This is a genomic window from Pseudoxanthomonas winnipegensis (assembly GCF_004283755.1).
GTDB lineage: Bacteria > Pseudomonadota > Gammaproteobacteria > Xanthomonadales > Xanthomonadaceae > Pseudoxanthomonas_A > Pseudoxanthomonas_A winnipegensis.
Genome location: NZ_SHMH01000008.1, coordinates 111,160 through 136,368, shown reverse-complemented (window position 1 = coordinate 136,368; position 25,209 = coordinate 111,160). Strand labels below are relative to the sequence as shown.

At 71.9% G+C, this 25,209-nt stretch carries 22 protein-coding genes; 17 read left to right on the top strand and 5 right to left on the bottom strand.

Features of this window, described 5'->3' with window-relative positions; translation table 11 throughout:
- The first annotated feature begins 3 nt into the window (after positions 1 to 3).
- The 12 genes from EAT51_RS15975 to EAT51_RS15920 all read left to right on the top strand — a co-directional run bounded on the left by EAT51_RS15975 (position 4) and on the right by EAT51_RS15920 (position 11,623).
- Positions 4 to 630, top strand: a complete 627-nt coding sequence (locus tag EAT51_RS15975) for a 2-dehydro-3-deoxy-6-phosphogalactonate aldolase (RefSeq protein ID WP_130534396.1) — start codon at positions 4 to 6, stop codon at positions 628 to 630.
- Positions 627 to 1,775, top strand: coding sequence for a galactonate dehydratase (gene dgoD, locus EAT51_RS15970; protein WP_130561815.1), 1,149 nt, complete (start codon positions 627 to 629; stop codon positions 1,773 to 1,775). The genes EAT51_RS15975 and dgoD overlap by 4 nt, the downstream gene beginning before the upstream one ends.
- 4 nt (positions 1,776 to 1,779) lie before the next feature.
- The gene (locus EAT51_RS15965) at positions 1,780 to 2,679 is read left to right on the top strand and encodes an SMP-30/gluconolactonase/LRE family protein (RefSeq protein WP_235872449.1); all 900 of its coding nucleotides are present in this window, start codon (positions 1,780 to 1,782) and stop codon (positions 2,677 to 2,679) included.
- Positions 2,676 to 3,551 carry a 2-dehydro-3-deoxygalactonokinase gene (locus EAT51_RS15960; RefSeq protein ID WP_130520172.1) on the top strand — a complete coding sequence of 292 codons (876 nt, stop codon included), beginning with the start codon at positions 2,676 to 2,678 and terminating at the stop codon, positions 3,549 to 3,551. Before EAT51_RS15965 ends, EAT51_RS15960 begins: the two co-directional genes overlap by 4 nt.
- Positions 3,552 to 3,633: 82 nt before the next feature.
- Entirely contained in the window at positions 3,634 to 5,196 is a 1,563-nt protein-coding gene (locus EAT51_RS15955; protein ID WP_130520170.1) for a sodium/sugar symporter, read from the top strand.
- A 272-nt stretch (positions 5,197 to 5,468) separates the two neighbouring features.
- Complete coding sequence (locus EAT51_RS15950) at positions 5,469 to 6,242, top strand: class I SAM-dependent methyltransferase (RefSeq protein ID WP_130520168.1); 774 nt, start codon at positions 5,469 to 5,471, stop codon at positions 6,240 to 6,242.
- 12 nt (positions 6,243 to 6,254) lie between these two features.
- Positions 6,255 to 6,539, top strand: a complete 285-nt coding sequence (locus EAT51_RS15945; RefSeq protein WP_130520166.1) for a DUF4190 domain-containing protein — start codon at positions 6,255 to 6,257, stop codon at positions 6,537 to 6,539.
- A gap of 17 nt (positions 6,540 to 6,556) precedes the next feature.
- Positions 6,557 to 7,612, top strand: coding sequence for a quinone-dependent dihydroorotate dehydrogenase (locus EAT51_RS15940; protein ID WP_130520220.1), 1,056 nt, complete (start codon positions 6,557 to 6,559; stop codon positions 7,610 to 7,612).
- Positions 7,609 to 8,652, top strand: coding sequence for a UDP-N-acetylmuramate dehydrogenase (gene murB, locus EAT51_RS15935; RefSeq protein WP_130520164.1), 1,044 nt, complete (start codon positions 7,609 to 7,611; stop codon positions 8,650 to 8,652). Before EAT51_RS15940 ends, murB begins: the two co-directional genes overlap by 4 nt.
- Entirely contained in the window at positions 8,652 to 9,563 is a 912-nt protein-coding gene (locus EAT51_RS15930; protein ID WP_265937038.1) for a DMT family transporter, read from the top strand. Before murB ends, EAT51_RS15930 begins: the two co-directional genes overlap by 1 nt.
- A gap of 219 nt (positions 9,564 to 9,782) precedes the next feature.
- Positions 9,783 to 10,847 (top strand): TPM domain-containing protein, encoded by a 1,065-nt coding sequence (locus EAT51_RS15925; protein ID WP_165421865.1) that lies wholly within the window; start codon positions 9,783 to 9,785, stop codon positions 10,845 to 10,847.
- A gap of 86 nt (positions 10,848 to 10,933) precedes the next feature.
- Entirely contained in the window at positions 10,934 to 11,623 is a 690-nt protein-coding gene (locus EAT51_RS15920; RefSeq protein WP_130520161.1) for an aspartate/glutamate racemase family protein, read from the top strand.
- Here EAT51_RS15920 and EAT51_RS15915 read toward each other — a convergent pair whose 3' ends face one another.
- Positions 11,624 to 12,340, bottom strand: coding sequence for a phosphatase PAP2 family protein (locus EAT51_RS15915; RefSeq protein WP_425478177.1), 717 nt, complete (start codon positions 12,338 to 12,340; stop codon positions 11,624 to 11,626).
- Positions 12,318 to 13,595: a flavodoxin-dependent (E)-4-hydroxy-3-methylbut-2-enyl-diphosphate synthase gene (ispG, locus tag EAT51_RS15910; protein ID WP_425478153.1), complete on the bottom strand. Its 1,278-nt coding sequence runs from the start codon at positions 13,593 to 13,595 to the stop codon at positions 12,318 to 12,320. Before ispG ends, EAT51_RS15915 begins: the two co-directional genes overlap by 23 nt.
- A gap of 244 nt (positions 13,596 to 13,839) precedes the next feature.
- On the opposite strand from ispG, the gene xseA reads away from it, so the two are divergent.
- On the top strand, positions 13,840 to 15,180 hold the full coding sequence (gene xseA, locus EAT51_RS15905) for an exodeoxyribonuclease VII large subunit (RefSeq protein WP_130520157.1): 1,341 nt from the start codon (positions 13,840 to 13,842) through the stop codon (positions 15,178 to 15,180).
- Here the strand turns inward: xseA and EAT51_RS15900 are convergent.
- A complete protein-coding gene (locus EAT51_RS15900) occupies positions 15,152 to 16,381 on the bottom strand; it encodes an AcvB/VirJ family lysyl-phosphatidylglycerol hydrolase (RefSeq protein ID WP_130561814.1) in 1,230 nt (409 codons plus the stop codon). The genes xseA and EAT51_RS15900 overlap by 29 nt on opposite strands.
- A gap of 152 nt (positions 16,382 to 16,533) precedes the next feature.
- A complete protein-coding gene (locus EAT51_RS15895) occupies positions 16,534 to 17,772 on the bottom strand; it encodes a virulence factor family protein (RefSeq protein ID WP_130561813.1) in 1,239 nt (412 codons plus the stop codon).
- Positions 17,773 to 17,949: 177 nt separating this feature from the next.
- On the opposite strand from EAT51_RS15895, the gene EAT51_RS15890 reads away from it, so the two are divergent.
- On the top strand, positions 17,950 to 19,689 hold the full coding sequence (locus tag EAT51_RS15890) for a vWA domain-containing protein (protein WP_130561812.1): 1,740 nt from the start codon (positions 17,950 to 17,952) through the stop codon (positions 19,687 to 19,689).
- Here EAT51_RS15890 and EAT51_RS15885 read toward each other — a convergent pair.
- Positions 19,686 to 22,586: an EAL domain-containing protein gene (locus tag EAT51_RS15885; RefSeq protein ID WP_130520149.1), complete on the bottom strand. Its 2,901-nt coding sequence runs from the start codon at positions 22,584 to 22,586 to the stop codon at positions 19,686 to 19,688. The genes EAT51_RS15890 and EAT51_RS15885 overlap by 4 nt on opposite strands.
- 234 nt (positions 22,587 to 22,820) lie before the next feature.
- On the opposite strand from EAT51_RS15885, the gene EAT51_RS15880 reads away from it, so the two are divergent.
- Genes EAT51_RS15880 through EAT51_RS15870 form a run of 3 tightly spaced genes read left to right on the top strand, consistent with a single transcriptional unit; the run spans position 22,821 to position 25,131 of the window.
- Positions 22,821 to 23,375, top strand: a complete 555-nt coding sequence (locus tag EAT51_RS15880) for an RNA polymerase sigma factor (RefSeq protein ID WP_130520148.1) — start codon at positions 22,821 to 22,823, stop codon at positions 23,373 to 23,375.
- Positions 23,372 to 24,538 carry a hypothetical protein gene (locus tag EAT51_RS15875; RefSeq protein WP_130520146.1) on the top strand — a complete coding sequence of 389 codons (1,167 nt, stop codon included), beginning with the start codon at positions 23,372 to 23,374 and terminating at the stop codon, positions 24,536 to 24,538. Before EAT51_RS15880 ends, EAT51_RS15875 begins: the two co-directional genes overlap by 4 nt.
- A complete protein-coding gene (locus tag EAT51_RS15870; RefSeq protein ID WP_130520144.1) occupies positions 24,535 to 25,131 on the top strand; it encodes an IMPACT family protein in 597 nt (198 codons plus the stop codon). The genes EAT51_RS15875 and EAT51_RS15870 overlap by 4 nt, the downstream gene beginning before the upstream one ends.
- Positions 25,132 to 25,209 lie beyond the last annotated feature (78 nt).

Here is a 25,209-nt window from a genome sequence, read left to right as displayed (position 1 = left end):
TCCATGTCCCACGACACGCGCCTGTTCAAGCTGCCGCTGGTCGCGATCCTGCGCGGCATCACGCCGGAAGAGACCGCGGCGCATGTCGACGCCCTGGTCGGCGCCGGCTTCGATGCCATCGAGATCCCGCTCAATTCGCCACGCTGGCGCGACAGCATCGCCCTGGCCCATCGCGAATACGGCGCGCAGGCGCATATCGGCGCCGGTACGGTGCTGCGCAACGAGCAGGTCGATGCGCTGGCCGAGATCGGCACGCGCTTCATCGTCACGCCCAACACCCGGCCCTCGCTGATCCGCCATGCGGTCGAGCGCGGCATGACGGTCGTGGCCGGCTTCGCCACCGCCAGCGAGGCCTTCGATGCGATCGATGCCGGCGCGCAGATCCTCAAGCTGTTCCCCGCCGCCACCTACGGCGCCGGCCATGTGCGCGCGCTGCGCTCGGTGCTGCCGGCGACGGTGCCGGTGTACGTGGTCGGCGGCGTCACCCCCGACACGCTGGCCGGCTTCCTCGCCCAGGGCGCGGCCGGGGCCGGCATCGGCGGCGAGTTGTACCGGCCGGGCCAGACGCCCGAGACCACCGCCGCGCACGCGCGTGCCTTCGTGCAGGCCTATCAGGACGCCCAGGGATGAAGATCACCCGCTTGACCACCTACCACGCCGCGCCACGCTGGCTGTTCCTCAAGGTCGAGACCGACGAGGGCATCACCGGCTGGGGCGAACCGGTCATCGAAGGCAAGGCGCGCAGCGTCGAGGCGGCGGTGCACGAGCTGTCGCAGTACGTGGTCGGCCAGGACCCGGCGCGCATCAACGACCTCTGGCAGACCCTGTACCGCGGCGGCTTCTATCGCGGCGGCGCGATCCTGATGAGCGCCATCGCCGGCATCGACCAGGCGCTGTGGGACATCAAGGGCAAGGCGCTGGGCGTGCCGGTGTACCAGCTGCTCGGCGGCCTGGTGCGCGACCGGATGAAGACCTATCGCTGGGTCGGCGGCGACCGCCCGGCCGACATCGTGGCGCAGATGCAGGCCCACCAGGCGCTGGGCTACGACACCTTCAAGCTCAACGGCACCGAGGAGATGCGGCTGATCGACAGCCCGCGCGCGGTCGATGCGGCGGTGGCCAAGATCGCCGGCATCCGCGCGGCGCTGGGCGATACGGTGGACTTCGGCATCGACTTCCACGGCCGCGTCGGCGTGCCCATGGCCAGGACGCTGCTGCGCGAACTGGAGCCCTACCGGCCGCTGTTCGTGGAAGAGCCGGTGCTGGCCGAACACTACGAGCACTATGCGCGCCTGGCCGATACCACCAGCATCCCGCTGGCCGCCGGCGAGCGCATGTACTCGCGCTTCGAGTTCAAGCACGTGCTGGCCCAGGGCGGCCTGGCGATGCTGCAGCCGGACCTGTCGCATGCCGGCGGCATCACCGAATGCCTGAAGATCGCGGCCATGGCCGAGGCCCACGACGTGGCGCTGGCGCCGCACTGCCCGCTCGGCCCGGTCGCGCTGGCCGCGTGCCTGCAGGTGGACCTGGTCTCGCACAACGCGGTGCTGCAGGAACAGAGCATCGGCATCCACTACAACCAGGGCGCCGACCTGCTGGACTACCTGATCAACAAGGAAGATTTCGCCTGCGTGGACGGCTACATCGCCGCGCTGCCCAGGCCGGGTCTGGGCGTGGAGATCGACGAGGAGCGGCTGATCCACGCCAACCGCACGCCGCCGGACTGGGCCAACCCGCTCTGGCGCCATGCCGATGGCAGCGTGGCCGAATGGTGAGCCAGTGAGCGCCGCGCCCAGCGTCGCCCTGGCGGTGGACAGCCGCTGCACCCACGGCGAAGGCGTGCTGTGGTGCGAGCGCCGGCAGGCCGTGTTCTGGGTGGACATCAGCGGGCAGCGCCTGTGGCGCCACGACCCCGCCGACGCCCTCACCCGCGTCTGGTCGTTGCCCGATCGTCCGGCCTGCCTGGGGCTGATGGAAGACGGCCGGCTGCTGGTGGTGCTGGCCAAGTCGATCGCACTGGCCGACCCGGACGCGCCCGCCGGCGCGCTGCCGTTGCAGACGGTGTGCGCGGTCGAGGCCGATCAGCCGCTTACCCGCAGCAACGATGGCCGCGCCGACCGCCGCGGCCATTTCGTGTTCGGCACCATGGATGAGCGTCCCGACAAGGCAGAACGCGGCGCCTTCTACCAGTTCTCCTTCGCCCATGGTTTGCGCCGGCTGCCGCTGGGCGGGGTGTCGATTCCCAACTCGATCTGCTTCAGCCGCGACGGCCGCACGCTGTACTACTGCGACTCGCTGCGGCCGCGCATCCTGTGCTGCGACTACGATCCGGACCGCGCCTGGACGGCCAATCCGCGCGTGTTCGCGCAGGTCGATGTGCAGGGCGCCGAGCCGGATGGCTCGGTGATCGATGCCGAGGGCCATCTGTGGAATGCGCAGTGGCGCGCCGGGCGCGTGGTGCGCTATGCGCCCGATGGCCGGATCGAACGGATCGTGCCGATGCCGGTCAAGCATCCCACCTGCCCGGCCTTCGGCGGACCTGGGCTGGGGCGCCTGTTCGCGATCAGCTCGCGTCTGGACCACACCACCGAGGAGCTGGAGCGCACGCCGCACGCCGGCGGGTTGTTCGCCTGCGAACCCGGCGTCGTCGGCCTGCCCGAAGGCCGGGTGCGCGCATGATCGCGATCGACTGGGGCAGCAGCAGCCTGCGCGCCTGGCGGCTCGATGCGAACGGCGCGGCCGTGGACACGCGGCGCGCGGATCTAGGCGCGCTCGGCCATGGCGCGGCGACGCCGGCACTGCTGGCCGATGCGCTGCAGGGCTGGGACGATACCGAGCTGCTGCTGTGCGGGATGGTCGGCGCGCGCGGCGGCTGGTCCGACGCGCCCTACCTGCCCTGTCCGGCCACGCCGGGGGCGCTGGCGCAGGCGCTGCAGGAGGTCCCGACGCAGGGCACCGCGCTGCAGGGTCGGCGCGCGCGGATCGTGCCCGGCGTGCGCGGCGGCAGCCAGGCCCTGCCCGACGTCATGCGCGGCGAGGAGACGCAGATCGTCGGCCTGCTCAGCCAATGCCCTGATGCGGCGCAGGTCTGTCTGCCCGGCACCCACAGCAAGTGGGTGTCGCTGCAAGCCGGCGCGATCGCCAGCGTGCACACGGCCATGACCGGCGAGTCCTATGCGCTGTACCGGCAGCACAGCATGCTCGCGCGCAGCATGCCGCCGACGTCCGAGCCGGAGGCCTTCGACGCGGACGCCTTCGCCGCCGGCGTGCGGCGCAGCGGCGAGCCGGGCGGGCTGCTGCATCACCTGTTCGGCGTGCGCACGCTCGGCCTGTTCGACCGGCTCGGGCCGGCGCAGGCGCCCGCCTACCTGTCCGGGCTGCTGATCGGCCATGAGGTCCGCGCGCAGCTGCCGCTGCGGGCGCCGGTGCACCTGATCGGTGGGCCAACGCTCGGTGCGCGCTACCGACAGGCCTTCGACTTACTGGGAATCGACAGCCACCTGCACGGCGAGGATCTTGCCGCCTGCGGGTTGTTCCACCTGACTCGATGAACGTCCGCCGCCCCTGTGCCGCAGCGTCCGCTTCCCACCACCGGTGGCGCGGCCAAGCGGTCCTGCCTGGAACCCGTACACCATGAGCCTGTCCCCTCTCGACACCTGCATCGTCGTCCTCTATGCGATCTTCATCTTCGCCCTGGCCCAGTGGGTCTCGCGCGAGAAGCGCGGCGGGCAGCGCAGTGCGCAGGACTATTTCCTGGCCAGCCGCGCGCTGCCGTGGTGGGCCATCGGCACCTCGCTGATCGCGGCCAACATCTCGGCCGAGCAGATCATCGGCATGTCCGGCTCGGGCTATGTGATCGGCCTGGGCATCGCCTCCTACGAGTGGATGGCGGCGCTGACGCTGATCATCGTCGGCAAGTTCTTCCTGCCGATCTTCCTGAAGAACGGCATCTATACGATGCCCGAGTTCCTGGAGAAGCGGTACAGCCCGACGGTGCGCACGGTGATGGCGCTGTTCTGGCTGGGCGTGTACGTGTTCGTCAACCTGACTTCGATCCTGTGGCTGGGCGCCACGGCGGTGCATACCGTGGCCGGGGTGGACGTGGACGTGGCGCTGGTCGCGCTGGGCCTGTTCGCCGGCGCGTATGCGCTGTATGGCGGGCTGAAGGCGGTGGCGCTGACGGACTTCGTGCAGGTCTCGCTGCTGGTGCTGGGCGGGCTGCTCATCACCTGGATCGCACTGGACAAGGTGGCCGATGGGGCGGGCGTGGTCGCCGGTTTCCAGGTGCTGCTGCAGCGTGCGCCGGAGAAGTTCCACATGATCCTGGACCGCTCCAATCCGCACTACAAGGATCTGCCGGGGCTGTCGGTGCTGCTCGGCGGCATGTGGGTGATGAACGTGTCCTACTGGGGCTTCAACCAGTACATCATCCAGCGCGCGCTGGCCGCCAAGAGCCTGGGCGAGGCGCAGAAGGGCATCGTGCTGGCGGCGTTCCTGAAGCTGATGATGCCGCTGATCATCGTGGTGCCGGGCATCGCGGCGGTGCTGCTGGCGCCGGGCCTGGAGCGCCCCGACGCGGCCTATCCGCATCTGATGAGTCTGCTGCCCAACGGCATCCTGGGCGTGGTGTTCGCGGCGCTGATGGCAGCGGTGATCGCGTCGCTGGGCTCCAAGATCAATTCCATCGCGACCATCTTCACCATGGACGTCTATCGGCCGCTGCGGCGCGGGGCGTCGGAGAAGCAGCTGGTGCGGGTGGGTCGCATCGCCGCGGCGCTGGCACTGGTGCTGGCCATCTTCTCGGCGCGTCCGCTGCTGGGCAGCTTCGATCAGGCGTTCCAGTACATCCAGGAATTCACGGGGTTCTTCACGCCGGGCATCTGCGTGATCTTCCTGCTGGGCATGTTCTGGAAGCGCACCACGGCCACGGCGGCGCTGGTGGCCGCGGTGGCCTCGGCGGTGCTGTCGCTGGCGCTGAAGCTGTGGCTGCCTTCGGTGGCCTTCATGGACCGGGTTGGCCTCGTGTTCCTGGCCTGCGTCGCGCTGGCCGTGGTGATCTCGCTGGTGCAGCGCGGTGGCCAGAGCCGCTACAACGTGGAACTGGACGACATCGACTACACCACCAGCAAGGGCTTCAATCTGGCCGCGCTGCTGGTGGTGGTGATTCTGATCGGTTTGTACGCCGTGTTCTGGTGAGTCTGGAGCCGAGTGGCCAGCGCGTAGACGACGTGCTGGTGTCCGTTCGTTTTCGCTGTTGGCATATCTCGGCTGGAGATTGCGGCGTCTGAGCGTCTTTTGGCCTCGGAGGGGCAACGGTCCGGCGGGCGGTGTCCCAGAACCTGAATCCTCCCGGGTCGAGTCTGGCGAGCGAGGCGAATCCTCCCAGCCCCGCGCGCCGGCGAAAGGCCTAAAATCTGCGGACCGATCGCAGTCCGGACGTTTCCCGGGCGGGTTACCGGGAGATGGGCATGTCGCTGGATTCAACCCAACGTTTCACCTCGCGCGTGGCCGACTATGTGCGCTATCGGCCCGATTACCCGCCGGCGCTGATCGACTGGCTGCATGGGCCGATGGGCGTGGCGCGCGACGCGCCGGTGGCCGACATCGGCGCCGGCACGGGCATTTCCTCCAGGCTGTTCCTCGACGGTGGCCATCCGGTCACGGCGGTGGAGCCCAATGCCGCCATGCGCGCGGCGGCGGTGGAGTGGCTTGGCGGCGATGCGCGCTTCGCCGCGGTGGACGGCACGGCCGAGGCAACCACGCTGGCCGATGCAAGTGTCGGGCTGGTGACCGCGGCGCAGGCGTTCCACTGGTTCGACCAGCAGGCGGTCAGGCGTGAGTGGGCGCGCATCCTGCGGCCCGGCGGGCTGGCGGTGGTGTTCTGGAATTCGCGCCGGCTGACGGGTACGCCCTTCCTGGAAGGCTATGAGCAGCTGCTGCTGGACTACGGTCTGGACTACACCAGCGTGGCCGAGCGCTACAGCGACGATGCGGCGATGACGGCCTGGTTCGGCGGCGGGCTCAAGGGCACGGTGCGCTTCGACCATGGGCAGCGGCTGGACTTCGACGCGCTGCGCGGGCGCCTGCTGTCCTCGTCCTATGCCCCGCAGGCCGGTCATCCGCGCCATGCGCCGATGATGGCCGCGCTGCGCGCGCTGTTCGACGCCACCGCGGTGGACGGAACGGTGTCGTTCGACTACGACACGCGGGCCTTTGCCGGTACCCTTGCGCTCACTTCCTGAAGGAACCGCCGCATGAACGCCATCGCACGTCCCACCAGCAGCCTGGCCGTGGTCTCGCTGGTGTTCGGCATCCTGGGCTGGAGCCTGCTGCCCACCGTCGGCGCGCTCGTGGCGGTCATCACCGGGCACATGGCCCGCGCCGAGATCCGCCGCAGCCAGGGCGCGCTGGACGGCGACGGCATGGCCGTGGCCGGGCTGGTGCTGGGCTGGCTGCACCTGGTGCTGCTGGTGCTGGGCATCGCGGCGCTGTTCCTGTTCTTCGGCGGCATCGCGGCGCTGGCTGCGTACGCCAACTGAAGGACCGCATGATTCCGATGTATTCCCTGGCGCGCCCGTTCCTGTTCGCCCTGGACGCCGAGCAGGCGCACGGCGCCGGCCTGCGGGCGCTGGAGCTGGCCTATCGCAGCGGCACGCTCGGCCTGGCCACACGCCAGCCGGGGCCGATGCCCACGCGCGTGCTGGGGCTGGACTTCCCCAATCCGGTCGGGCTGGCCGCGGGCCTGGACAAGAACGGCGCGCATATCGATGCGCTGCTGGCGCTGGGCTTCGGCTTCGTCGAGGTCGGCACGGTCACCCCGCGCCCGCAGGCCGGCAATCCGCAGCCGCGCATGTTCCGGCTGCCGCAGCACCGGGCGGTGATCAACCGGCTGGGCTTCAACAACGAGGGCGTCGATGCGCTGGTGCGCAATGTGCAGCGCGCGCGCCGCAAGGGCGGCCTGCTGGGCATCAACATCGGCAAGAACAAGGACACGCCCAACGAGGACGCGGCGCAGGACTACCTGTTCTGCCTGGAGCGCGTCTACCCGCTGGCCGACTACATCACCATCAACATCTCCTCGCCCAACACCGCGGGGCTACGCGAGCTGCAGGAGGAGCAGTCCCTGCGCCAGCTCATCGGCACGCTGCGCGAGGCGCAGGAGCGGCTGGGCGCCCAGCACGGCAAGCGCGTGCCGATGCTGGTCAAGGTCGCGCCCGACCTGTCCGACGACGACATCGATGCGGTGTGCCGCGTGCTGGCCGACCTGTCGGTGGACGGTGTGATCGCCACCAACACCACCGTCGATCGCAGCGCCGTGCTCGCCCACCCGCATGCCGGCCAGGCCGGCGGGCTGTCCGGCGCCCCGCTGATGGGCCAGTCCACGCTGGTGCTGCGGCGCATGCGCACGCGGCTGCCGCAGCAGATCCCGCTGATCGGCGTGGGCGGCGTCACCTCCGGCGCCGATGCGGTGGCCAAGATGTCGGCCGGCGCCTCGCTGGTGCAGCTGTATTCGGGCCTGGTCTATCGCGGGCCCTCGCTGGTCCACGAATGCGTGGAAGCCATCCGCCGCCGCCGCGAGCAGCCCAGCCGCGGCCCGGTCGCCCCGGCATGAGCGCATCGCGCTGGCTGCTGACCGAGCACGCCCCGCTCCGCTCCCGCAACACCTTCGGCGTCGCCGCGCAGGCGCGCTATCTGCTGCAGGTGGCCGACCTGGCCGCGCTGCCCGAGGCGCTGGCCCTGCCGGCGATCCAGGGCCAGCCGCTGCTGCCCATCGGCGCCGGCAGCAACCTGCTGCTGGCGGGCGATCTGGACGGCGTGGCGCTGGGCTTCGACGCGCGGCGCATCGACCTGCTCGAAGACGACGAGGCCGGCGTGCGGGTGCGCGCCGAGGCCGGCGTGGTCTGGCACGCGCTGGTGCTGTGGACGCTCTCGCAGGGCGCGTTCGGCCTGGAGAACCTGGCCCTGATCCCCGGCACCGTCGGCGCCTGCGCGATCCAGAACATCGGCGCCTACGGCGTGGAGGTCGGCGAACACATCGACAGCGTCGAGGCCTGGGATACCCGCGCCGCCGACTGGTGCCGGCTGTCGCGGGCCGAGTGCGCCTTCGGCTACCGCGACAGCGTGTTCAAGCGCCAGTCCGGGCGCTGGATCATCACCGCGGTGACCTTCGCCCTGTCGCGCGTGCCTGATCTGCGCCTGGACTACGCCGGGCTGCGCGCCGAGCTGGACGCCATGGGCGTGGCCGAACCCGGCCCGGCCGAGGTGGCGCAGGCGGTGATCCGCGTGCGCAGCCGCAAGCTGCCCGACCCGGCGGTGCTGGGCAACGCGGGCAGCTTCTTCAAGAACCCGATCGTGCCGGCGACGCTGGCCGAGCGGCTGGCGGCCGACTTCCCCGGCCTGCCGGTGTTCCCCGGCGATGCCCAGGACACGCGCAAGCTCTCGGCGGCCTGGCTGATCGAACGGGCCGGCTGGAAAGGCCAGCGCGACGGCGATGCCGGCGTCTCGCCGGACCACGCGCTGGTGCTGGTCAATCACGGCGGCGCCAGCGGCGCGCAGCTGCTGGCGCTGGCCCGGCGCATCGCCGCCTCGGTGCAGGCGCGCTTCGGCGTGGCCATCGAACCCGAGCCGCGCATCGTCGGCGCCGCGTGGTGATCGCCCCGGCGCCGGTCGCGCCGCTGCGCGCGGCGCTGCTGATGCTGGCCAGCACGCTGTCCTTCGGCCTGATGGCCATCAGCATCCGCCTGGCCTCGCAGTCGCTGGGCACCACCGAGATCGCCTTCTTCCGCAACGCCATCGGCCTGGCCGTGCTGCTGCCGATGGTCCTGCGCCCGGGCCGACCGGCGCCGCGCACCGCGCATCTGCCGCACTATCTGGTGCGCACCCTGATCGGGCTGTGCTCGATGCTGTGCGGCTTCTGGGCGATCGCCCATCTGCCGCTGTCGCAGGCGATCTCGCTGTCGTATTCCACGCCGCTGTTCGCGACCATCGCGGCGGTGTTCTGGCTGGGCGAGCGCGTCCACGTGCGGCGCTGGCTGGCGGTCGCGGCAGGCTTCATCGGCGTGCTGGTGATCCTGCGCCCGGGCTCTTCGCAGTTTTCGCCCGGGCTGCTGGTGGCGGTGGCCGCGGCGGTGACCAGCGCGGTGGTGGCGATCCAGATCAAGCAGCTCTCGCGCATCGATCCGCCCGACACGGTGGTGTTCTACACCTACGTGTTCTGGGTGCCGTTGTCGCTGCTGCTGGCGCTGGCGCACTGGCGCTGGCCGCAGGGCATCACCTGGCTGTGGCTGGTGGGCTGCGGTGTGTTCGGTACCGGCGGCCAGCTGCTGTGGACGCGCGCGCTGAAGCTGGGCGAGGTCTCGGCGCTGCAGCCGATCAGCTTCATGCAGCTGCCGCTGGTGATCGTGCTGGGCGGCTGGCTGTTCGGCGAACGCCTGGATGTGTGGACGGCGGTCGGCGCCGGCATCATCCTGGCCTCCACGGCCTACATCGCCCAGCGCGAGGCGACCCTGGCCCGGCGCGCGGCGACCACCGCCCCGGTGGAAGGCGCCAAGCCGGGCGAATGAGCCTCGCCGCCAGCGTTTAGATACAGGACCTCCCGCGAGGCGCCCGAGGTGATGACCGGATCGGCCAGATGGACCACCACGCGGACGCTTGCCGTCGCGGCCAGCGCGCGGGACGATCGCGGCGGCCAGCACGCTGGTTCTGGTTCGGCCGCGATCCTGCGATGATCGCCCTGCCTGCGGCACGCCCGTTCTACGTTCGTCATGCGCCCGAGGACCAAGATGAAACCGCACCGCCTGCTGTGCACCTTGATCCTGGTCCTGCTGCTGGTGCCCCTAGCGGTACGCGCGCTCCAGATTCCTGCGTACACGCCCAATGTGGTCGACCCGGCCGGCCTGCTCAGCGAGGACGACACGCAGCGTATCAACCACGCCCTGGCGGAGATCCGCAACGGCCAGCAGATCTGGGGCGCGGTGTATCTGGCGCCGTCGCTGGAGGGCGAAAGCATCGAGCAGGTGGCGGCCACCGCCTTTGAACAATGGCGGCTGGGAAAGCGCGGCGCGGACAACGGCCTGTTGCTGGTGCTGGCGATCCAGGAGCGGCGCTCACGCTTCGAGGTCGGCTATGGTCTGGAAGGCACCCTGCCGGACCTCGTCGCCAAGCGCGCGCTGGACGATGCCCTGGCTCCGAAGATGCGACAGGGCGATATCGCGGGCGCGATCATCGACGCCTTCGATTTCATGGCCCGCGTGGCGGCGAAGGATCCGGCCACCTTGGAGCTGCTGGCGCAGGCGCAGGCGGAGAAGCGCGGCAAGTGGAACCGTGGTCTGGCGGCCTGGGCCGGATTCGCGGCCCTGGTGTGGCTGTTCCAGCCGCTCGTCCGCTGGCTGGCCAGCCGGCGGCGCGCCCGGCTGATGGCGCGACACCCGGAGCTGATCGGGGAGGATGAAGAAGTCGCCCGCGCCCAAGCCCCTCCCAGACGCTACCTCGGTCTGTTCATCAAGGGATTCATGACCCTCAACCCGGGGTGTTTCGTCCTCATTCTGTCGGCGACGTTCGCGCCCGCCTTCGCGATCATCATCGCGCTGGAACTGCTGTTCTTCATGCTCACCCTCTACCACGCGGGCCGGCGCTACCGCAGCGAAGCCCGTTTCCGTGAGTTTCTCCGCCACGTGGCCAGCGAACGGGAAAGCCTGATCCGCAAGGGCCACGTCGCGCGGACAGAATCTGGCGCGTACGCCTACACCACCGCCTACTACGCCAGCCAGAGTGCGTCTTCTTCGAGCGGCGGTTCCTCCTCCGGCGGTGGCAGCTCCGGCGGCGGCGGCGCCAGCTCCAGCTGGTGAGGCCCAGCCCCGCATGACGGCGACTTGTCGCACCGCCCCCGGCCGCGCAAAGTGACCTTCCACCGGACAACGAGCGCAACGCACGGATGAAGACCATCGGCCTGATCGGCGGCATGAGCTGGGAATCCACCCTGCCCTACTACCGCCTCATCAACCAGACCGTGCGCGAGGCGCGCGGCGGCCTGCACTCGGCCAAGGTGCTGCTGTACAGCGTGGACTTCCACGAGATCGAGGTACTGCAGCACGCCGGCGACTGGGACGCGGCCGGCGCGGCCATGGCCGACGCCGCGCGCCGCCTGCACGCCGGCGGCGCGGACTTCATCGTGCTGTGCACCAACACCATGCACAAGGTCGCCGACGCGATCACTCATGCCACGCCGCTGCCGCTGCTGCATATCGCCGATGCCACCGCCCAGGCCCTGCTCGACGCCGGCATCGACCGCGTCGGCCTGCTCGGCACGCGCTTCACCATGGAGCAGGACTTCTACCGCAAGCGGCTGGAAGCGCGCGGGCTGGAAGTGCTCGTGCCCCCGGCGCCGGATCGCGACGACGTGCATCGGATCATCTACGACGAGCTGTGCCAGGGCGTGATCGACGAGACCTCGCGTTCGACCTATCGCCAGGTGATGGCGCGCCTGGTCGAGGCCGGTGCCCAGGGCATCATCCTGGGCTGCACCGAGATCTCGCTGCTGGTCGGCCAGGACGATGCCACCGTGCCGCTGTTCGACACCACCACCCTGCACGCCCGCGCCGCGGCGCTGCGCGCACTGGACTGATCAGCGCACCGGCGGCTCGACCTGCGGGGTCTTCCACGGCCGCCGCGCGCCGCGGAAGATGGCCGCGTACACGCCCACCGTCCAGGCGATCGCCGCGGCCCAGCCGCCGAGGATGTCCGAGGGGTAATGCACGCCGAGGTAGACACGCGAGGCGCCGACGGCCAGCGCGAACAGCGCGCACAGCACCAGCGCCGGCCAGCGCCCGCGCGTGCCCCAGGCCAGCAGCACCAGCACCGCCATCAGCGTCATCGAGCCCATCGCATGGCCGCTGGGGAAGCTGAAGGTGTCCTCGGGCGAGATCGACTCCCACAGGCTCGGCCGTGCGCGCCCGAACAGCTGCTTGGTGCCCATGTTCAGCAGGGCCGAGCCGACCACGGTCGCGCCGACGAAGGTCGCCTCGCGCCAGCGTCGCGCCAGCAGCAGGCCGGCCACCAGCAGCGCATCGACCAGGATCACGCCCTGGTAGCCGGCCCAGCTGATGCCCAGGAAGGCCTGGTCCAGCCAGGGCCCGGACAGCGCCTTGGCGCGCAGCAGGATCGGATCGTCGAAGACGAAGCTTTCGGCTTGGTGCACCTCCTCGCCCAGCTCGGCGAAGCCCCACAGCGGCAGCAGGATCGCCGCGAACAGCAGGCCCATGCGCCAGCCGATGCGCCGCAGGATGCGGCCGACGACGCCCGCGCCGCCTCCGGGATGCTCAGCCCGCACTGCGCGCGTAATGGCGGTCGACGTACTCGTCAATCAGGGCGACGAACTCGTGCGCGATGTTCTCCCCGCGCAGGGTCACCGCCTTCTCACCGTCGATGAACACCGGCGCCGACGGCGCCTCGCCCGTGCCCGGCAGCGAGATGCCGATGTTGGCGTGGCGCGACTCGCCCGGGCCGTTGACCACGCAGCCCATCACCGCCAGGGTCATGTGCTCGGCGCCGGGGCGGGTGATCTTCCATTCGGGCATCTTGCCGCGCACGTGCTCCTGCACGACCTTGGCCAGCTCCTGGAAGAACTCCGAGGTGGTGCGCCCGCAGCCCGGGCAGGCGGTGACCATCGGCGTGAACGCGCGCAGGCCGGTGGTCTGCAGCAGCTCCTGGGCGACGATGACTTCGTGGGTGCGCGAGGTGCCGGGCTCGGGGGTGAGCGAGATGCGGATGGTGTCGCCGATGCCTTCCTGCAGCAGCACCGCCAGCGCCGCCGAGGACGCCACGATGCCCTTGGAGCCGATGCCGGCCTCGGTCAGGCCCAGGTGCAGGGCGAACTCACTGCGGCGCGCCAGATCGCGATAGACCGCGATCAGCTCCTGCACGCCGGAGACCTTGGCCGAGAGCACGATGCGGTCGGCCGGCAGGCCCAGCTCCACCGCGCGATGGGCCGAGTCGAGCGCCGAGCGGATCAGCGCCTCGCGCAGCACCGCGGTCGCGTCCCAGGGCTGGGCGCGCTGGGCGTTTTGGTCCATCAGCGCGGCGGCCAGCGACTGGTCCAGCGAGCCCCAGTTGGCGCCGATGCGCACCGGCTTGCCGTAGCGGATGGCGAACTCGATCAGTTGGGCGAACTGGGTGTCCTTCTTCTTGCCGAAGCCGACGTTGCCGGGGTTGATGCGGTACTTGGCCAGGGCTTCGGCGCAGGCCGGCTCGCCTGCCAGCAGCTGGTGGCCGTTGTAGTGGAAGTCGCCGATCAGCGGCACCTCGATGCCCATCATCGCCAGCTTGTCGACGATGCGCGGGATGGCGGCGGCGGCCTCGGGCGTGTTCACGGTCAGGCGCACCAGTTCCGAGCCGGCCCGCCACAGCTCGGCCACCTGCTTGACGCTGGCGGCCACGTCGGCGGTGTCGGTGTTGGTCATCGACTGCACCACCACCGGCGCGCCGCCGCCCAGCTGCACCTTGCCCACGTGCACGCCATGGGTGACGCGCCGCGGCTGGCTGCCGGCGGCGATGGGCATGGGTTCGGATACGGGCAGCGGTGTGGGAATGGCGTTCATGGCGCGCATTTTAGCCCGTGCCAGGTGTGGGAGCCGCCACGGCGGCGACGGGGCTTTACCGGGGATAGGGCTAGACGGGCATGCCTCTCATGCCTCTGTAGAGCGGAGCTTGCTCCGCTGAGCCCTTCCGATGATCCGGTCGAAACGCAGCGGAGCAAGCTCCGCTCTACAAGGATGCCGCGGCTTGACCTGAGAGACAGTTGCTCCGACCCAACCACATGCACACCGCTACACTGGCGCGCTGATGAACGACCTGCCCGACCGCGACGTCCTCACCCCGTCCCAGCTCAACACCCTGGCCCGCGACCTGCTGGAAGGTAGCTTCCCGGCGATCTGGGTGGAGGCCGAGCTGGGCAACGTCACCCGGCCGGCGTCGGGACATCTGTACTTCACCCTCAAGGATGCGCGCGCCCAGGTGCGCTGCGCGATGTTCAAGCCCAAGAGCAGCTGGCTGAAGTTCGTCCCGCGCGAGGGCCTGCGCGTGCTGGCGCGCGGGCGGGTGACGCTGTACGAGGCGCGCGGCGAGTACCAGCTGGTGCTGGACCACATGGAAGAGGCCGGCGAAGGCGCGCTGCGGCGCGCCTTCGAGCAGCTCAAGGCGCGGCTGGCGGCCGAGGGCCTGTTCGACCCCGCGCGCAAGCGCCCGCTGCCGGCCTTCCCGCGCCGCCTGGCGGTGGTCACCTCGCCCAGCGGCGCGGCGGTGCGCGATGTGATCAGCGTGCTGGGGCGGCGCTTCCCGCTGCTGGAGGTGGACGTGCTGCCGACCCAGGTGCAGGGCGCCACGGCCGCGGCGCAGGTCGCCGCGCTGGTGCAGTCGGCCGGGGCCAGCGGCCGCTACGACGCGGTGCTGGTCACGCGCGGCGGCGGCTCGATCGAGGACCTGTGGGCGTTCAACGACGAGGCGCTGGTGCGCGCGGTGGCCGCCTGCGCCGTGCCGGTGGTGTCGGCGGTCGGCCACGAGACCGACTTCACCCTGTGCGATTTCGCCGCCGATCTGCGCGCGCCCACGCCCTCGGCCGCGGCCGAGCTGCTGGTGCCGTCGATCGCCGACCTGGGCACCCGCCTGCGCGGCCTGGGCCGGCGCCTGCACACCTTGCACGCCCACCACATGGACCGCGTCCAGCAGCGCGTGGACCGCGCCTGGCTGCGCCTGCAGGCGCAAGGCCCGCAGGCGCGGCTGGCGCTGATGCGCCGCCGCCATGCCGATGCGCTGCGCCACCTGCAGGCGCAGTGGCAGCGCCAGCTGGAGCGGCGCCGCGCGCGGCTGCGCCATGCCGAAGGCGTGCTGCGCGCGCATTCACCGCAGCGGCGCCTGGCCGCGCTGGCCGAGCGTCTGGCCGCCCTGCAGGCGCGCCCGCAGGCGGCCATCGGCCGCCAGCTGCAGCGCGAGGCCCTGCGCCTGACCGGACTGGCCCGCTCGCTGGAGGCCATCAGCCCGCTGGCGACCGTGGCCCGCGGCTACGCGCTGGTCAGCCGCGAGGACGGCACGCTGGTGCGCTCGACTACGCAGGTGGCGGTGGGCGATCGGTTGGAGGCGCGACTGGCCGACGGCGCTCTCAGCGTGCGGGTGCTGCCGCCGAAGTAAGCCCGGCGACCGCCACGCCGGGCGCCGGACCGGTGATCCAGCCGGCGACCTGGCCGGTCTCGAAGTGATGGCCGCCCGGCGCCATGCGCACCTCGACGCCGGTGCCGCGCAGCGACGGACACAGCGTGGCGTCCTCGTCCTCATCCTGGCCGTAGACGCACAGGATCTTCTGCGCGGGGATCCTGGCCAGCTGCGGCTTGATCGGATAGGCGCTGCCCGCGCTCCAGCCCAGCCAGCCGCCGATGCGCACGGTGAAGTTGGCATTGGTCGCCAGCCCCAGCAGCGCCACGCGCCGCACCTGCCCCTGCTGGGCGGCCGGCAGCCGCCCGTACAGGAACGGCAGCACGTCGGCGCCGAACGAATAGCCCACCAGGTCGACCTGCGACACATGCCAGCGGCGCTGGTACTCGGCGATCACCGCCGACAGGTCGGCCGCGGTCCGCTCGGGCGTCTTGGCCTTCCAGAAATAGCGCAGGCTGCTCCAGCCGATCACGGCCGCGCCCTGGTCGTGCAGCGCGGTGGCGATCTGCTGGTCGATGGGCTGCCAGCCACCGTCGCCGGTCATCAGGATCACCAGCCGCTGCGCGTCCGCATGCGGCATCTCCACCAGCGGCAGGCCGCGGAACGGTGCCGCCGGCGGGGCAAAACGCGCGACGCTGGTGGCGACCACGGCATCGGGCGCGGCCTCGACGACTTCGCCCAGGCCCGGCGCCGCGGCTGCCTGGCAGGCGACCGGTGCCGCGCCGGCCACGCGCTCGACCACCCCGGCGCTGACGTCCGGGCTGCGGCTGTGGACCAGCGCCGCCCGCGCCATCTGCGCGCCCTGGCCCACGCCCACCAGCAGCGGCGCGATGTAGTCGTCCACACCGGCGCCGCGCAGCACGCGCTCGCCGAGCCAGTTCAGATCCACCGCGTACTGGGCGCAGTCCTGGCCCGCCCGCGCCAGGTAACGGCTCACATCGACCACGCCGACCACGGCCCCGGCGGCGGTCAGCGCCTGCGCATCGGCCGCCAGGCGCGGGGTGTCGCGGCCTTCGCCCAGCAGCAGGACCAGCGCGCGCGGCGCCGAGGCCGGCCGCTGCACCTGGACCAGGCCGAACGGCCCCCCGACCCGCTTGAGCTGCAGCAGGCGGTAGCCGCCCCATCCCCCCAACACCAGCACGCCCACCACGGCCGCGGCGATCCAGCCAACACGTTTCACATCCCTTCCCCTGCACGACCCCACGGCACGTTCATTCCCCAACAACGCAACGGGCCGCGGCCGAAGGCCAATCGGGCCGGCGCGGACTTGCGGGGATTTCGTCAGCGGGGCCGCGAGGGGCCCGGCGCGGGAAGAGCGCGCCGCTCGAACCCCTACTGGGCCACCCGTGCGCCGGCGGGCGCGTTGCGCTCGAAGTTGGCGCGCAGGCGCTCGACCATGGCCGGGATGTTGTGGTCGAAATGGTGGCCGCCACCGGTCTTGGCCACGCGGATGCCGCGCGCGGCCAGCGCCGGGCACAGCGTGTCCTTCTCTTCCTCGCCGTAGACGCACAGCAGCATGCCGGGCGGCAGCTTGGCCAGCTCCGGCTCCACCGGCGCGTCGTCCGAGGACGGGGTCCCCAGCCAGCCGCCGACCGAGACGCGGAACGAGGCGTCATGGCCCAGTCCCAGCAGCGAGATCGAGCGTACGCTGGCGCGCGTGGCCGGTGGCAGGCGGTTGTAGAGGAAGGGCATGGCGTCGGCGCCGAACGAGTAGCCGATCAGTTCGACCTCGTCGGCATGCCAGCGCTGGCGGTATTCGTCGATCACTGCGGCCAGGTCGGCGGCGGTCTCCTCGGGCGTGCGCCGCGACCAGAAGTAGCGCAGGCTGTCCCAGCCCACCACCGACACGCCCTGCGCGCGCAGGCCGCTGCTCACGCCCTTGTCCAGGCTGCGCCAGCCGCCGTCGCCGGAAATGAAGATCGCCAGACGATGGCTGCCGGCGGCCGGCAGCTCGGTCAGCGGCAGGCCGCGGAACGCCGGCTCCGGCCGCGGCAGGTGCGCCACCACTGTATCGGCCACCGCCTGCGGGCCGGCCTGCTCCAGCACGAAGCCCTGCTCGGCCGAGGACGGCGCCAGCGCACAGCCCGGAGGCGCGGCCGCGGCGGGTCCGTTCAGGACCGCGCCGACCACGGTCTGCGGCAGCGCATTGGCCACCGCCAAGCGCGCCAGCGCGCCGCCCGCCGCGTCGGCGCCGACCAGCATCGGCGCGAAGTAGGCATCCACCCCGCCTTGGCGCATCAGGCGCCGGCCCACGCGCTCCACGCTGTTGGCGACCAGCTCGCAATGATGTGGATCGACGTGCGCCAGCGCCTGGCCGGCCGGCACCAGCGCCACCAGCAGGCCGCGGTCGGCCAGCGACTGCGCCAGCTGCGCCGCCTCGCTGCGCCGTCGGGCACGCTCGGCCATCACCACCACCACGCCGCGCGCCTTGCCGGCCGGTTCGAAGGTCAGCGCCACGCCGAACGGCTTGCCCAGATGATCCCGGCGCAGATGCGAGGCCAGCGCCACGCAGGCGCAGACGCTCAACAGCAGGGCCAGCAGCGTCCAGCGGACCCAGGGTCGGAGGCGCATCGCGATTCCAGACGGCAAAAAAGGTGCCGCAGCCTAGCGAAATGTTGTCGTGGCGTGAAGGCCCGGACCAGGTCCGTTTTGTCGCGGTTGAACCGACCCGGACCGTGCAACGCCGCAACCCCGCTACGTCGGCTGGCGCGTTTGCCTGCCTGTCGTCCAACCCAGGAAGCCACCGCCATGCGCCGCACACCCCGCACCTGCCTGTCCCTGCTGATCGCCGCCGCGCTGGCGGCCTGCTCCTCCACGCCGCCGTCGCCCGCCGCCCAGGAGCGCGCAGTGGCAACCGAGGCCGCCGAGCAGGCCGCTATTGCCGCGGACTCCTACCAGTCCGCCCCCCTGCTCTCACCGCCTGCACCGCCGGCCCCGCCACCGCCACCTCCGATGCCGCAACGCGCCATGCGCATGGCGGCCGCCGGCATCGTGGCGCCCCTGCCCGCCGCCGTGCCGCCACCGCCCGCGGTCGATACCGAGCGCTACGCCCACCAGGACGACAACCCGGTGCGGCGCACCGACGAGCAGCCGGTCTCGACCTTCTCCATCGACGTGGACACCGGCAGCTACAGCAACGTGCGGCGCATGGTCCGCGCCGGCGAGCGCCCGCCGGCCGACGCGGTGCGCGCCGAGGAATTCATCAATTACTTCGACTACCACCATCCCGCACCCGAGAGCCCGCAGGTCCCGTTCCGCGTCACCACGCAACTGGCTCCGGCGCCGTGGAATGCGCAACGCCAGGTGCTGATGATCGGCATCAAGGGCTACGCGCTGCCCAAGCGCGAGCTGCCGCCGTCCAACCTGGTGTTCCTGATCGACACCTCCGGCTCGATGGACGCGCCGGACAAGCTGCCGCTGCTCAAGCAGTCGCTGGCGCTGCTGGTGCCGCAGCTGCGCGCGCAGGATCGCGTCTCGATCGTGGTCTACGCCGGCTCGGCCGGACTGGTGCTACCGCCGACCCCGGGCGACGCCCACGCCAAAATCCTGGCCGCGCTGGACCGGCTGGAGGCCGGCGGCAGCACCAACGGCGGCGCGGGCATCGCGCTGGCCTATGCGATGGCGCGCCAGGCCTTCATCCCCGGCGGCAGCAACCGCGTGCTGCTGGCCACCGATGGCGACTTCAACGTCGGCACGGTCGACCAGCGCGCGCTGGAGACCCTGGTCGGCGATGCGCGCAAGGCGGGCGTGGCGCTGAGCACGCTGGGTTTCGGCCAAGGCAACTACAACGATGAACTGGCCGAGCGCCTAACCGATATCGGCGACGGTCAGCACGCCTACATCGACTCGGACCGCGAGGCGCGCAAGGTGCTCGTGCAGCAGCTGCAGGGCACGCTGCTGACCATCGCGCGCGACGTGAAGATCCAGGTGGAGTTCAACCCGGCGGCGGTGGCCGAGTACCGCCTGATCGGCTACGAGAACCGGGCCCTGGCGCGCGAGGACTTCGCCAACGACAAGGTCGATGCCGGCGACATCGGCGCCGGCCACGAGGTAACCGCGCTGTACGAGCTGACCCCGGCCGGATCGGGCGCGGCGCGCCTGCCGGCGCTGCGCTACGGCGCCTCGTCGAAGCCTTCCGGCGATGCGCGCGAGGTCGCCGACCTGCGCCTGCGCTACAAGCGTCCCGGCGAGGACACCAGCCGCCTGATCGAGGTGCCGATCCTGGCGTCCTCCGCGCAGGCCCAGCCCGGCGCCTCGCTGCGCTTCGCCAGCGCGGTGGCCGGCTATGCCGACCTGCTGCGCGGCGGCACGCGCTTCGACGGCTGGGGCTGGGACCAGGTGATCGCCACGGCGCGCGCGGCCAGCGGCGAGGATGCGGACGGCCTGCGCCGTGAGTTCGTCGAACTCGCGGGCCAGGCCCGCGCGCTGGTGGCACCCGGCCAGGGTAAAGGCATGGCGGTGGCGCCGGTGCCGGCGGTGTTGCGCTAGAGCGCGCGTTCGCCCAGCACCGGCCCGGGGCGGCCGAGCAGATAGCCCTGCGCGTAACTGCAGCCCAGTTCGCGCAGGGCGGCCAGCTGCGGCGTGGTCTCCACGCCCTCGGCGATGGTCTCGATGCCCAGCGTGCCGGCCAGGGCCAGGATGGCGCGCACCAGGGCCAGGCTTTCCTCGCGATGTTCCTCGCCCAGGCCGGCGATGAAGCTGCGGTCGATCTTCAGCGCCGAGATCGGGAAGCGATGCAGATACGACAGCGCCGAGAAGCCGGTACCGAAATCGTCCAGCTGCGCCAGCACGCCGCGCGCACGCAGCTGTTCGAGCATGCGCAGCGCGCGCGGGGCATCGTCCAGCAGCGCGATCTCGGTGATCTCCACGCGCAGCTGCGCCGGATCGGCATGGTGCTGGTCGAGCAGCCGCAGCAGCCGGCTGGCGAAGTCGGGCGAGCGGAAGTGCCGCGGCGAGACGTTGACCGAGACGTAGCCGTCCACGCCGGCGCTGATGCGGCTGACCACCTGTTCGTAGAGCAGCCAGTCGATCTGTTCGATCAGGCCGCTGTCCTCGCCCTGGGCCAGGAACTGCCCCGGCAGCAGCAGGCCACGGCGTTCGTGGTGCCAGCGCAGCAGCGCCTCGTGGCCGACCACCGCGCCGTCGGACACGCGCAGGATCGGCTGGAAATGCGGACTGAAGTGCTGGCTGTTGATCGCGCGGCGCAGGTCGGCCTCCAGGTCCAGGCTCTGCATCGCCGCCTCGCGCATGTGCTCGTCGAACACCGCGCTGCGCTCGCGCCCTTCGGCCTTGGCCCGATACATCGCCGCGTCGGCGTCGCGCAGCAGATCCTCGCCGCGCTGGTAGCGCGGATGCCAGGCGGCGATGCCGATGCTGGCCGCCGGGAACAGCTCGCGCCCGGCCACCCACATCGGCCGGTTGAGCGCTTCGAGCAGGCGCGAGGCGAACTCCACCGCCTCGTACGCGCCGCGCCGGCAGGCGATCACCATCGCGAACTCGTCGCCGCCCAGGCGCGCGACCAGGTCGCCCTCGCGCACCTGCGAGGTGATGCGCCGCGCCACCTCGATCAGCAGTTCGTCGCCGGCGGCATGACCGATGGAGTCGTTGACCAGCTTGAAGCGGTCCAGGTCCATGAACAACACCGCGAAGTGATGCCCCGGATTGGCCTGGGCGCGGGCGATGGCGGCGGTCAGGCTCTCGAGCAGGAAGGCGCGGTTGGGCAGCCCGGTCAGCGCATCGTGCGTGGCCTGGTAGGTCAGGCGCTGCTCGGCGCGCAGGCGCTCGCCGATCTGCGCCATCAGCTTGGCGTTGGCCTCGGCCAGTTCGAAGGTGCGCGCCTCCACGCGCGCCTCCAGCTCCAGGTGCGCGGCGCGCAGCGACTCGCGCGCGCGCTGCCGGGCCAGGCCGGCGCCGAAATGGTGGGCGACGAAGGACAGCAGGTTCTGGTCGTGCAAGGTGTAGTGCACCTCGCTCGAGTAGCTCTGCACCACCACGCAGCCGCGGGTCTCCCCGCCCTGGTCCAGCGGCACGCCCAGCCAGCTGTAGGACGGCGGGCCGTGCTGGATCACCTGCCCGCTGGCCACCAGTTCGGCCACGTCCTCGGCCTCGGCCAGCAGCGGCCGGCTGGTGCGGATGACGTACTCGGTCAGGCCTCGGATCGCGCGCCGCGACCGGCGCGCCGGATCCTGCTGATCGACCGAATACGGGAAATGCAGCGTCTGGCCATCGTCGTCCAGCAGCGCGATGTAGAAGTTGCGCGCCACGATCAGCTCGTCCACCACGCCGTGCACGGCGGCGTAGAAGTCCTCCAGCGAGGCCGAGGTATTGGCCAGCTCGGTGATGCGGAACAGCGCGGTCTGCAGCTTCTCGGCGCGGCGGCGCTCCTGGATCTCGGCCTGCAGCTCGCGGTTGGTCAGCTGCAGCTCGCGGGTGCGCGCCTCGATGCGCGCCTCCAGTTCCTCGTGCGCGTGGCGCCGGTCCAGCGCGGTGAGGATGTGCTGGGCCACGTAGCTCAGCAGCGCGCGGTCCTCGTCGGTGTAGCTGGCCGGGGTGTCGTAGCTCTGCACCACGATCGCGCCGCAGACGCGGTCGTCGCGCCGCATCGGCACGCCCAGCCAGTCCACGCTTTCCGGGCCATGGCTGGCGTCCAGCGTCACTCCCAGACGCTGGCTCACCGCCGCCGACGGCCCGCGCATCGGCTTGCCGTGGTGCAGCAGGGCCAGGGTCATGCTGTTGCGCATCTCCTCCTCGCCGAACTCGCGCTCCGGATCGGCCACGTAGGGGTCGATCAGATCGGCGAAGTAGAGGAAGCGCATCGTGCGGCGCACCTCGTCGTAGAGCACGATGTAGCAGTTCTCCGCGTACATCAGCGTGCCGACCACGGCGTGGATGCGGGCCAGCATCTCGCTCATTTCCAGGTCGGCGCTGGCCAGGTCGGCGATCTCGTACAGCGCCTGCTGCAGGCGCTTGGACTTCTCCAGGGTGACCACGCGGGCGGCGGCGCGCTCGGCCTCGAGCACGGCACCGATCAGCGCCTGGGCGGCCGCCTTCCACGCAGTGACCTGCGCCGGCGTCAGCGGCGCGGCCAGGCTGGCGGCCAGGGACATGCGCGCATTGCCTTCCACGTTGGACCAGGCCAGCAGCAGCTCGTCCTCGTTGCGGACCACGTGCTGGGGGTTGTCCCACAGCGCCTGCTCGGCGCGCCGGCGCAGCGCCGGACCGGCGCCTTCGCTGGCCGCGCCACCGGCGCCGATCGCCCAGTCCCGCCAGCAGGCCACGACCTGCGAGCCGTCGGGCAGCAGGCCGCACAGGACCTGCGCCACGGCGTCCGCCGCCACGGCGCTGATCCCGGCCTGCTGCACGGCAGTGGCGGTCTGGCCCGACATCGATTCCCCCCCAGTCACTGCGATTACACAGAGCAGATGCACACTTCGTGCCAGCTTCCAGCCGGCCGTGTGACGGTGGCGCGACCCCGCACCGGGCACATGGACGTTGCTCCTTCCATGCCTGCGGCCCGACCGAACGCGCGAGTATACGGACGCCCGCCCCGCGCGCGTGGCCGCGGCCCGTGGCGGCCCGCCGACTTTGAGACGCAGGCCTCACCCCGTAGGCTAACGGCGGTGAACGATGCCGCCGAGCCCGCCGACGACGCCCTGATGCTGGCCTACGCCGCCGGCGACGTGCGCGCCTTCGAGCTGCTCTACGCGCGCCATCGCGGGCCGCTGTACCGCTTCCTGCTGCGCCAGCTGCGCGATGGCGCGACCGCCGACGAGCTGTTCCAGGACGTGTGGCAGCGGGTGATCGGCGCGCGCGCCAGCTGGCAGCCGGAGGCGCGCTTCGCGACCTGGCTGTACCGGATCGCCCACAATCGGCTGAACGATCACTGGCGCGCGCTCAAGCATCGTCCGCCGGCACCGCAAGATGCCGACGCGCGCACCGAACGGGTCGAGGACCCGCAGACCCCGGAGCGCCAGCTCAGCGACTTCGAATCGCGCCGGGAGCTGCAGCGCGCGCTGGACGCGCTGCCGGACGAACAACGCGAGGTGCTGCTGTTGCGACTGGAACAGGAACTGACCCTGGAGGAGATCGGCCAGATCACCGGCGTGGGCCGCGAGACGGTCAAGTCGCGCCTGCGCTATGCCATGGACAAGCTGCGCGCGGGGCTGGGCCGATGAGCCGCGAGCCGCTGACGCCGGAAGAGCGCGCCCTGGCCGAGCGCCTGGCCGCCGGCAATGCGCGCGCCGAGCCCGGCCCGACGCTGGACGCGCGCATCCTGGCCGCGGCCCGCGCCGCCGCGGAAGAACCCGCGCCCACGCACGACGCGGGCCCGTCCCTCTCGCCGGCACCCGCGGTCGCCACCGGCGCGGCGCGTGCGCGCCGCCCGCGCCGGCGCTGGTCGCTTGGCCTGGGCGTGGCCGCCTCGCTGCTGCTGGCCGTGACCCTGGCTTGGCAGCTGCGTCCGCAGCGCACCACGCAGGTCGTCTACGAAGAGGCACCGGCCGCGCCCTCGCGCCTCGTCTCGCCGCCCACGTCGCCGCCCGAGCCCGCGGCGGCTGCGGATCGGGTCCAGGCCCTTGATCCCACGCCGGCTCCCGCATCTGCTCCGGCATCGGCCCAAACTCCGGCCCAATCCGAACCAGACGCCGCCCGGCGCCGTGCCACGCGCGAAGCAGCCCCGCCGCCGCTGCCCGCCGCCGTGCCGCCCCCGCCAGAGGCGCCGTTCGTGGCGCCGGCCGAGCAGGCGAACGCCGAGCCCCCGGATGCGGCTGGGCAGGCCGCACCTGCGCCGTCGGCGGATGGCACCCAGACAGAGGCGTACTCGGCCGCGTCCGCACCCCCGCCGGCCTCTGCAACTGCACAGCCGCCAGCGCCGGCACCTGCCGCCGATCTCTACACGCCGCCCGCCCCACCAGCACCGCCGGCGCCTGCGCCGAATGCCGTGGCACCGCCGCCCCCACCCCCGCCGCCCGCCGCCACGCAGGCGCTGTCGCGCAAGGTCCAGCGCCCGACCGAAACCGCCGCCGTACAGGAAGACCGCAGGTCCCAGGCCAAGCGCGCCGCTTCGCCGGCAGGCGAAGCCCTGGGCGCAACCCGGGCACCGGGCGCCGGGGACATTCCGGCGCCGCGCACCATCGACATGCCCGGCGATCAGACGCAGGCGGCGCTGGAACGCGCCCTGGCCGAGGACTGCGCCCTGCCGCCCGCGCAATGGCTGCAGCGCATCCGCCTGCATCGCTTCGAGGGCGAAGGCGCGCTGGCCCGCGCCAGCCTGGCCGCCTTCGTCCAGGCCCATCCCGAGCAGCCGATCCCCGAGGATCTGCGCGCGCTGCTGCCATGAGCGACACCCTGGCCGCGCCGCTGCGGCACGAACAGCTGGTCAAGCACAGCCGTTTCCTGGTCCAGGCCGGGCCGGTGGACTCGGCCGAGGCGGCCATGGCCTTCATCGCCGCGGTCAGCGACGCCGACGCCACCCACAACTGCTGGGCCTGGCGGGTCGGCGCGGCGTTCCGCTCCAGCGACGATGGCGAACCCGGCGGCAGCGCCGGCCGGCCCATCCTGGCGGCGATCGACGGCGCCGGCTTCGACCGGATCGCGGTGGTGGTGACGCGCTGGTTCGGTGGGATCAAGCTGGGCGTGGGCGGGCTGGTGCGTGCTTACGGCGGCAGCACCGCCAGCGCGCTGCGGCAGGCGCCGCGCGTGCCGCTGGTGGCCATGGCCGGGCTGGAGATCGGCTGCGGCTTCGACGACCTGGGCCATGTGCACGCGGCGCTGGCGGCGTTCGCCGCGCAGAAGGACGCCGAGCGCTTCGACAGCGACGGCGCTGTGCTGCAGGTGCAGCTACCGGCCGAGCGGCGCCAGGCGCTGGAACACGCCCTGCGCGAGGCCACCCGCGGGCGCGTGCAGTGCCGCGACGCCGCGCCGGCGCATTGAAAACCCCGCCGCCCACCGCCACCCATGGCAGGATGCGCGCCGGCCCGGCCGCTGCGGCCTGACGCTCCACGCCAGCGC

Coding starts and splice junctions, on each gene's coding strand:
- EAT51_RS15975 (WP_130534396.1), top strand. CDS start 4: ATGTCCCACGACACGCGCCTGTTCAAGCTGCCGCTGGTCGCGATCCTG.
- dgoD (WP_130561815.1), top strand. CDS start 627: ATGAAGATCACCCGCTTGACCACCTACCACGCCGCGCCACGCTGGCTG.
- EAT51_RS15960 (WP_130520172.1), top strand. CDS start 2,676: ATGATCGCGATCGACTGGGGCAGCAGCAGCCTGCGCGCCTGGCGGCTC.
- EAT51_RS15955 (WP_130520170.1), top strand. CDS start 3,634: ATGAGCCTGTCCCCTCTCGACACCTGCATCGTCGTCCTCTATGCGATC.
- EAT51_RS15950 (WP_130520168.1), top strand. CDS start 5,469: ATGTCGCTGGATTCAACCCAACGTTTCACCTCGCGCGTGGCCGACTAT.
- EAT51_RS15945 (WP_130520166.1), top strand. CDS start 6,255: ATGAACGCCATCGCACGTCCCACCAGCAGCCTGGCCGTGGTCTCGCTG.
- EAT51_RS15940 (WP_130520220.1), top strand. CDS start 6,557: ATGTATTCCCTGGCGCGCCCGTTCCTGTTCGCCCTGGACGCCGAGCAG.
- murB (WP_130520164.1), top strand. CDS start 7,609: ATGAGCGCATCGCGCTGGCTGCTGACCGAGCACGCCCCGCTCCGCTCC.
- EAT51_RS15925 (WP_165421865.1), top strand. CDS start 9,783: ATGAAACCGCACCGCCTGCTGTGCACCTTGATCCTGGTCCTGCTGCTG.
- EAT51_RS15920 (WP_130520161.1), top strand. CDS start 10,934: ATGAAGACCATCGGCCTGATCGGCGGCATGAGCTGGGAATCCACCCTG.
- ispG (WP_425478153.1), bottom strand. CDS start 13,595: ATGAACGCCATTCCCACACCGCTGCCCGTATCCGAACCCATGCCCATC.
- xseA (WP_130520157.1), top strand. CDS start 13,840: ATGAACGACCTGCCCGACCGCGACGTCCTCACCCCGTCCCAGCTCAAC.
- EAT51_RS15895 (WP_130561813.1), bottom strand. CDS start 17,772: ATGCGCCTCCGACCCTGGGTCCGCTGGACGCTGCTGGCCCTGCTGTTG.
- EAT51_RS15890 (WP_130561812.1), top strand. CDS start 17,950: ATGCGCCGCACACCCCGCACCTGCCTGTCCCTGCTGATCGCCGCCGCG.
- EAT51_RS15885 (WP_130520149.1), bottom strand. CDS start 22,586: ATGTCGGGCCAGACCGCCACTGCCGTGCAGCAGGCCGGGATCAGCGCC.
- EAT51_RS15875 (WP_130520146.1), top strand. CDS start 23,372: ATGAGCCGCGAGCCGCTGACGCCGGAAGAGCGCGCCCTGGCCGAGCGC.
- EAT51_RS15870 (WP_130520144.1), top strand. CDS start 24,535: ATGAGCGACACCCTGGCCGCGCCGCTGCGGCACGAACAGCTGGTCAAG.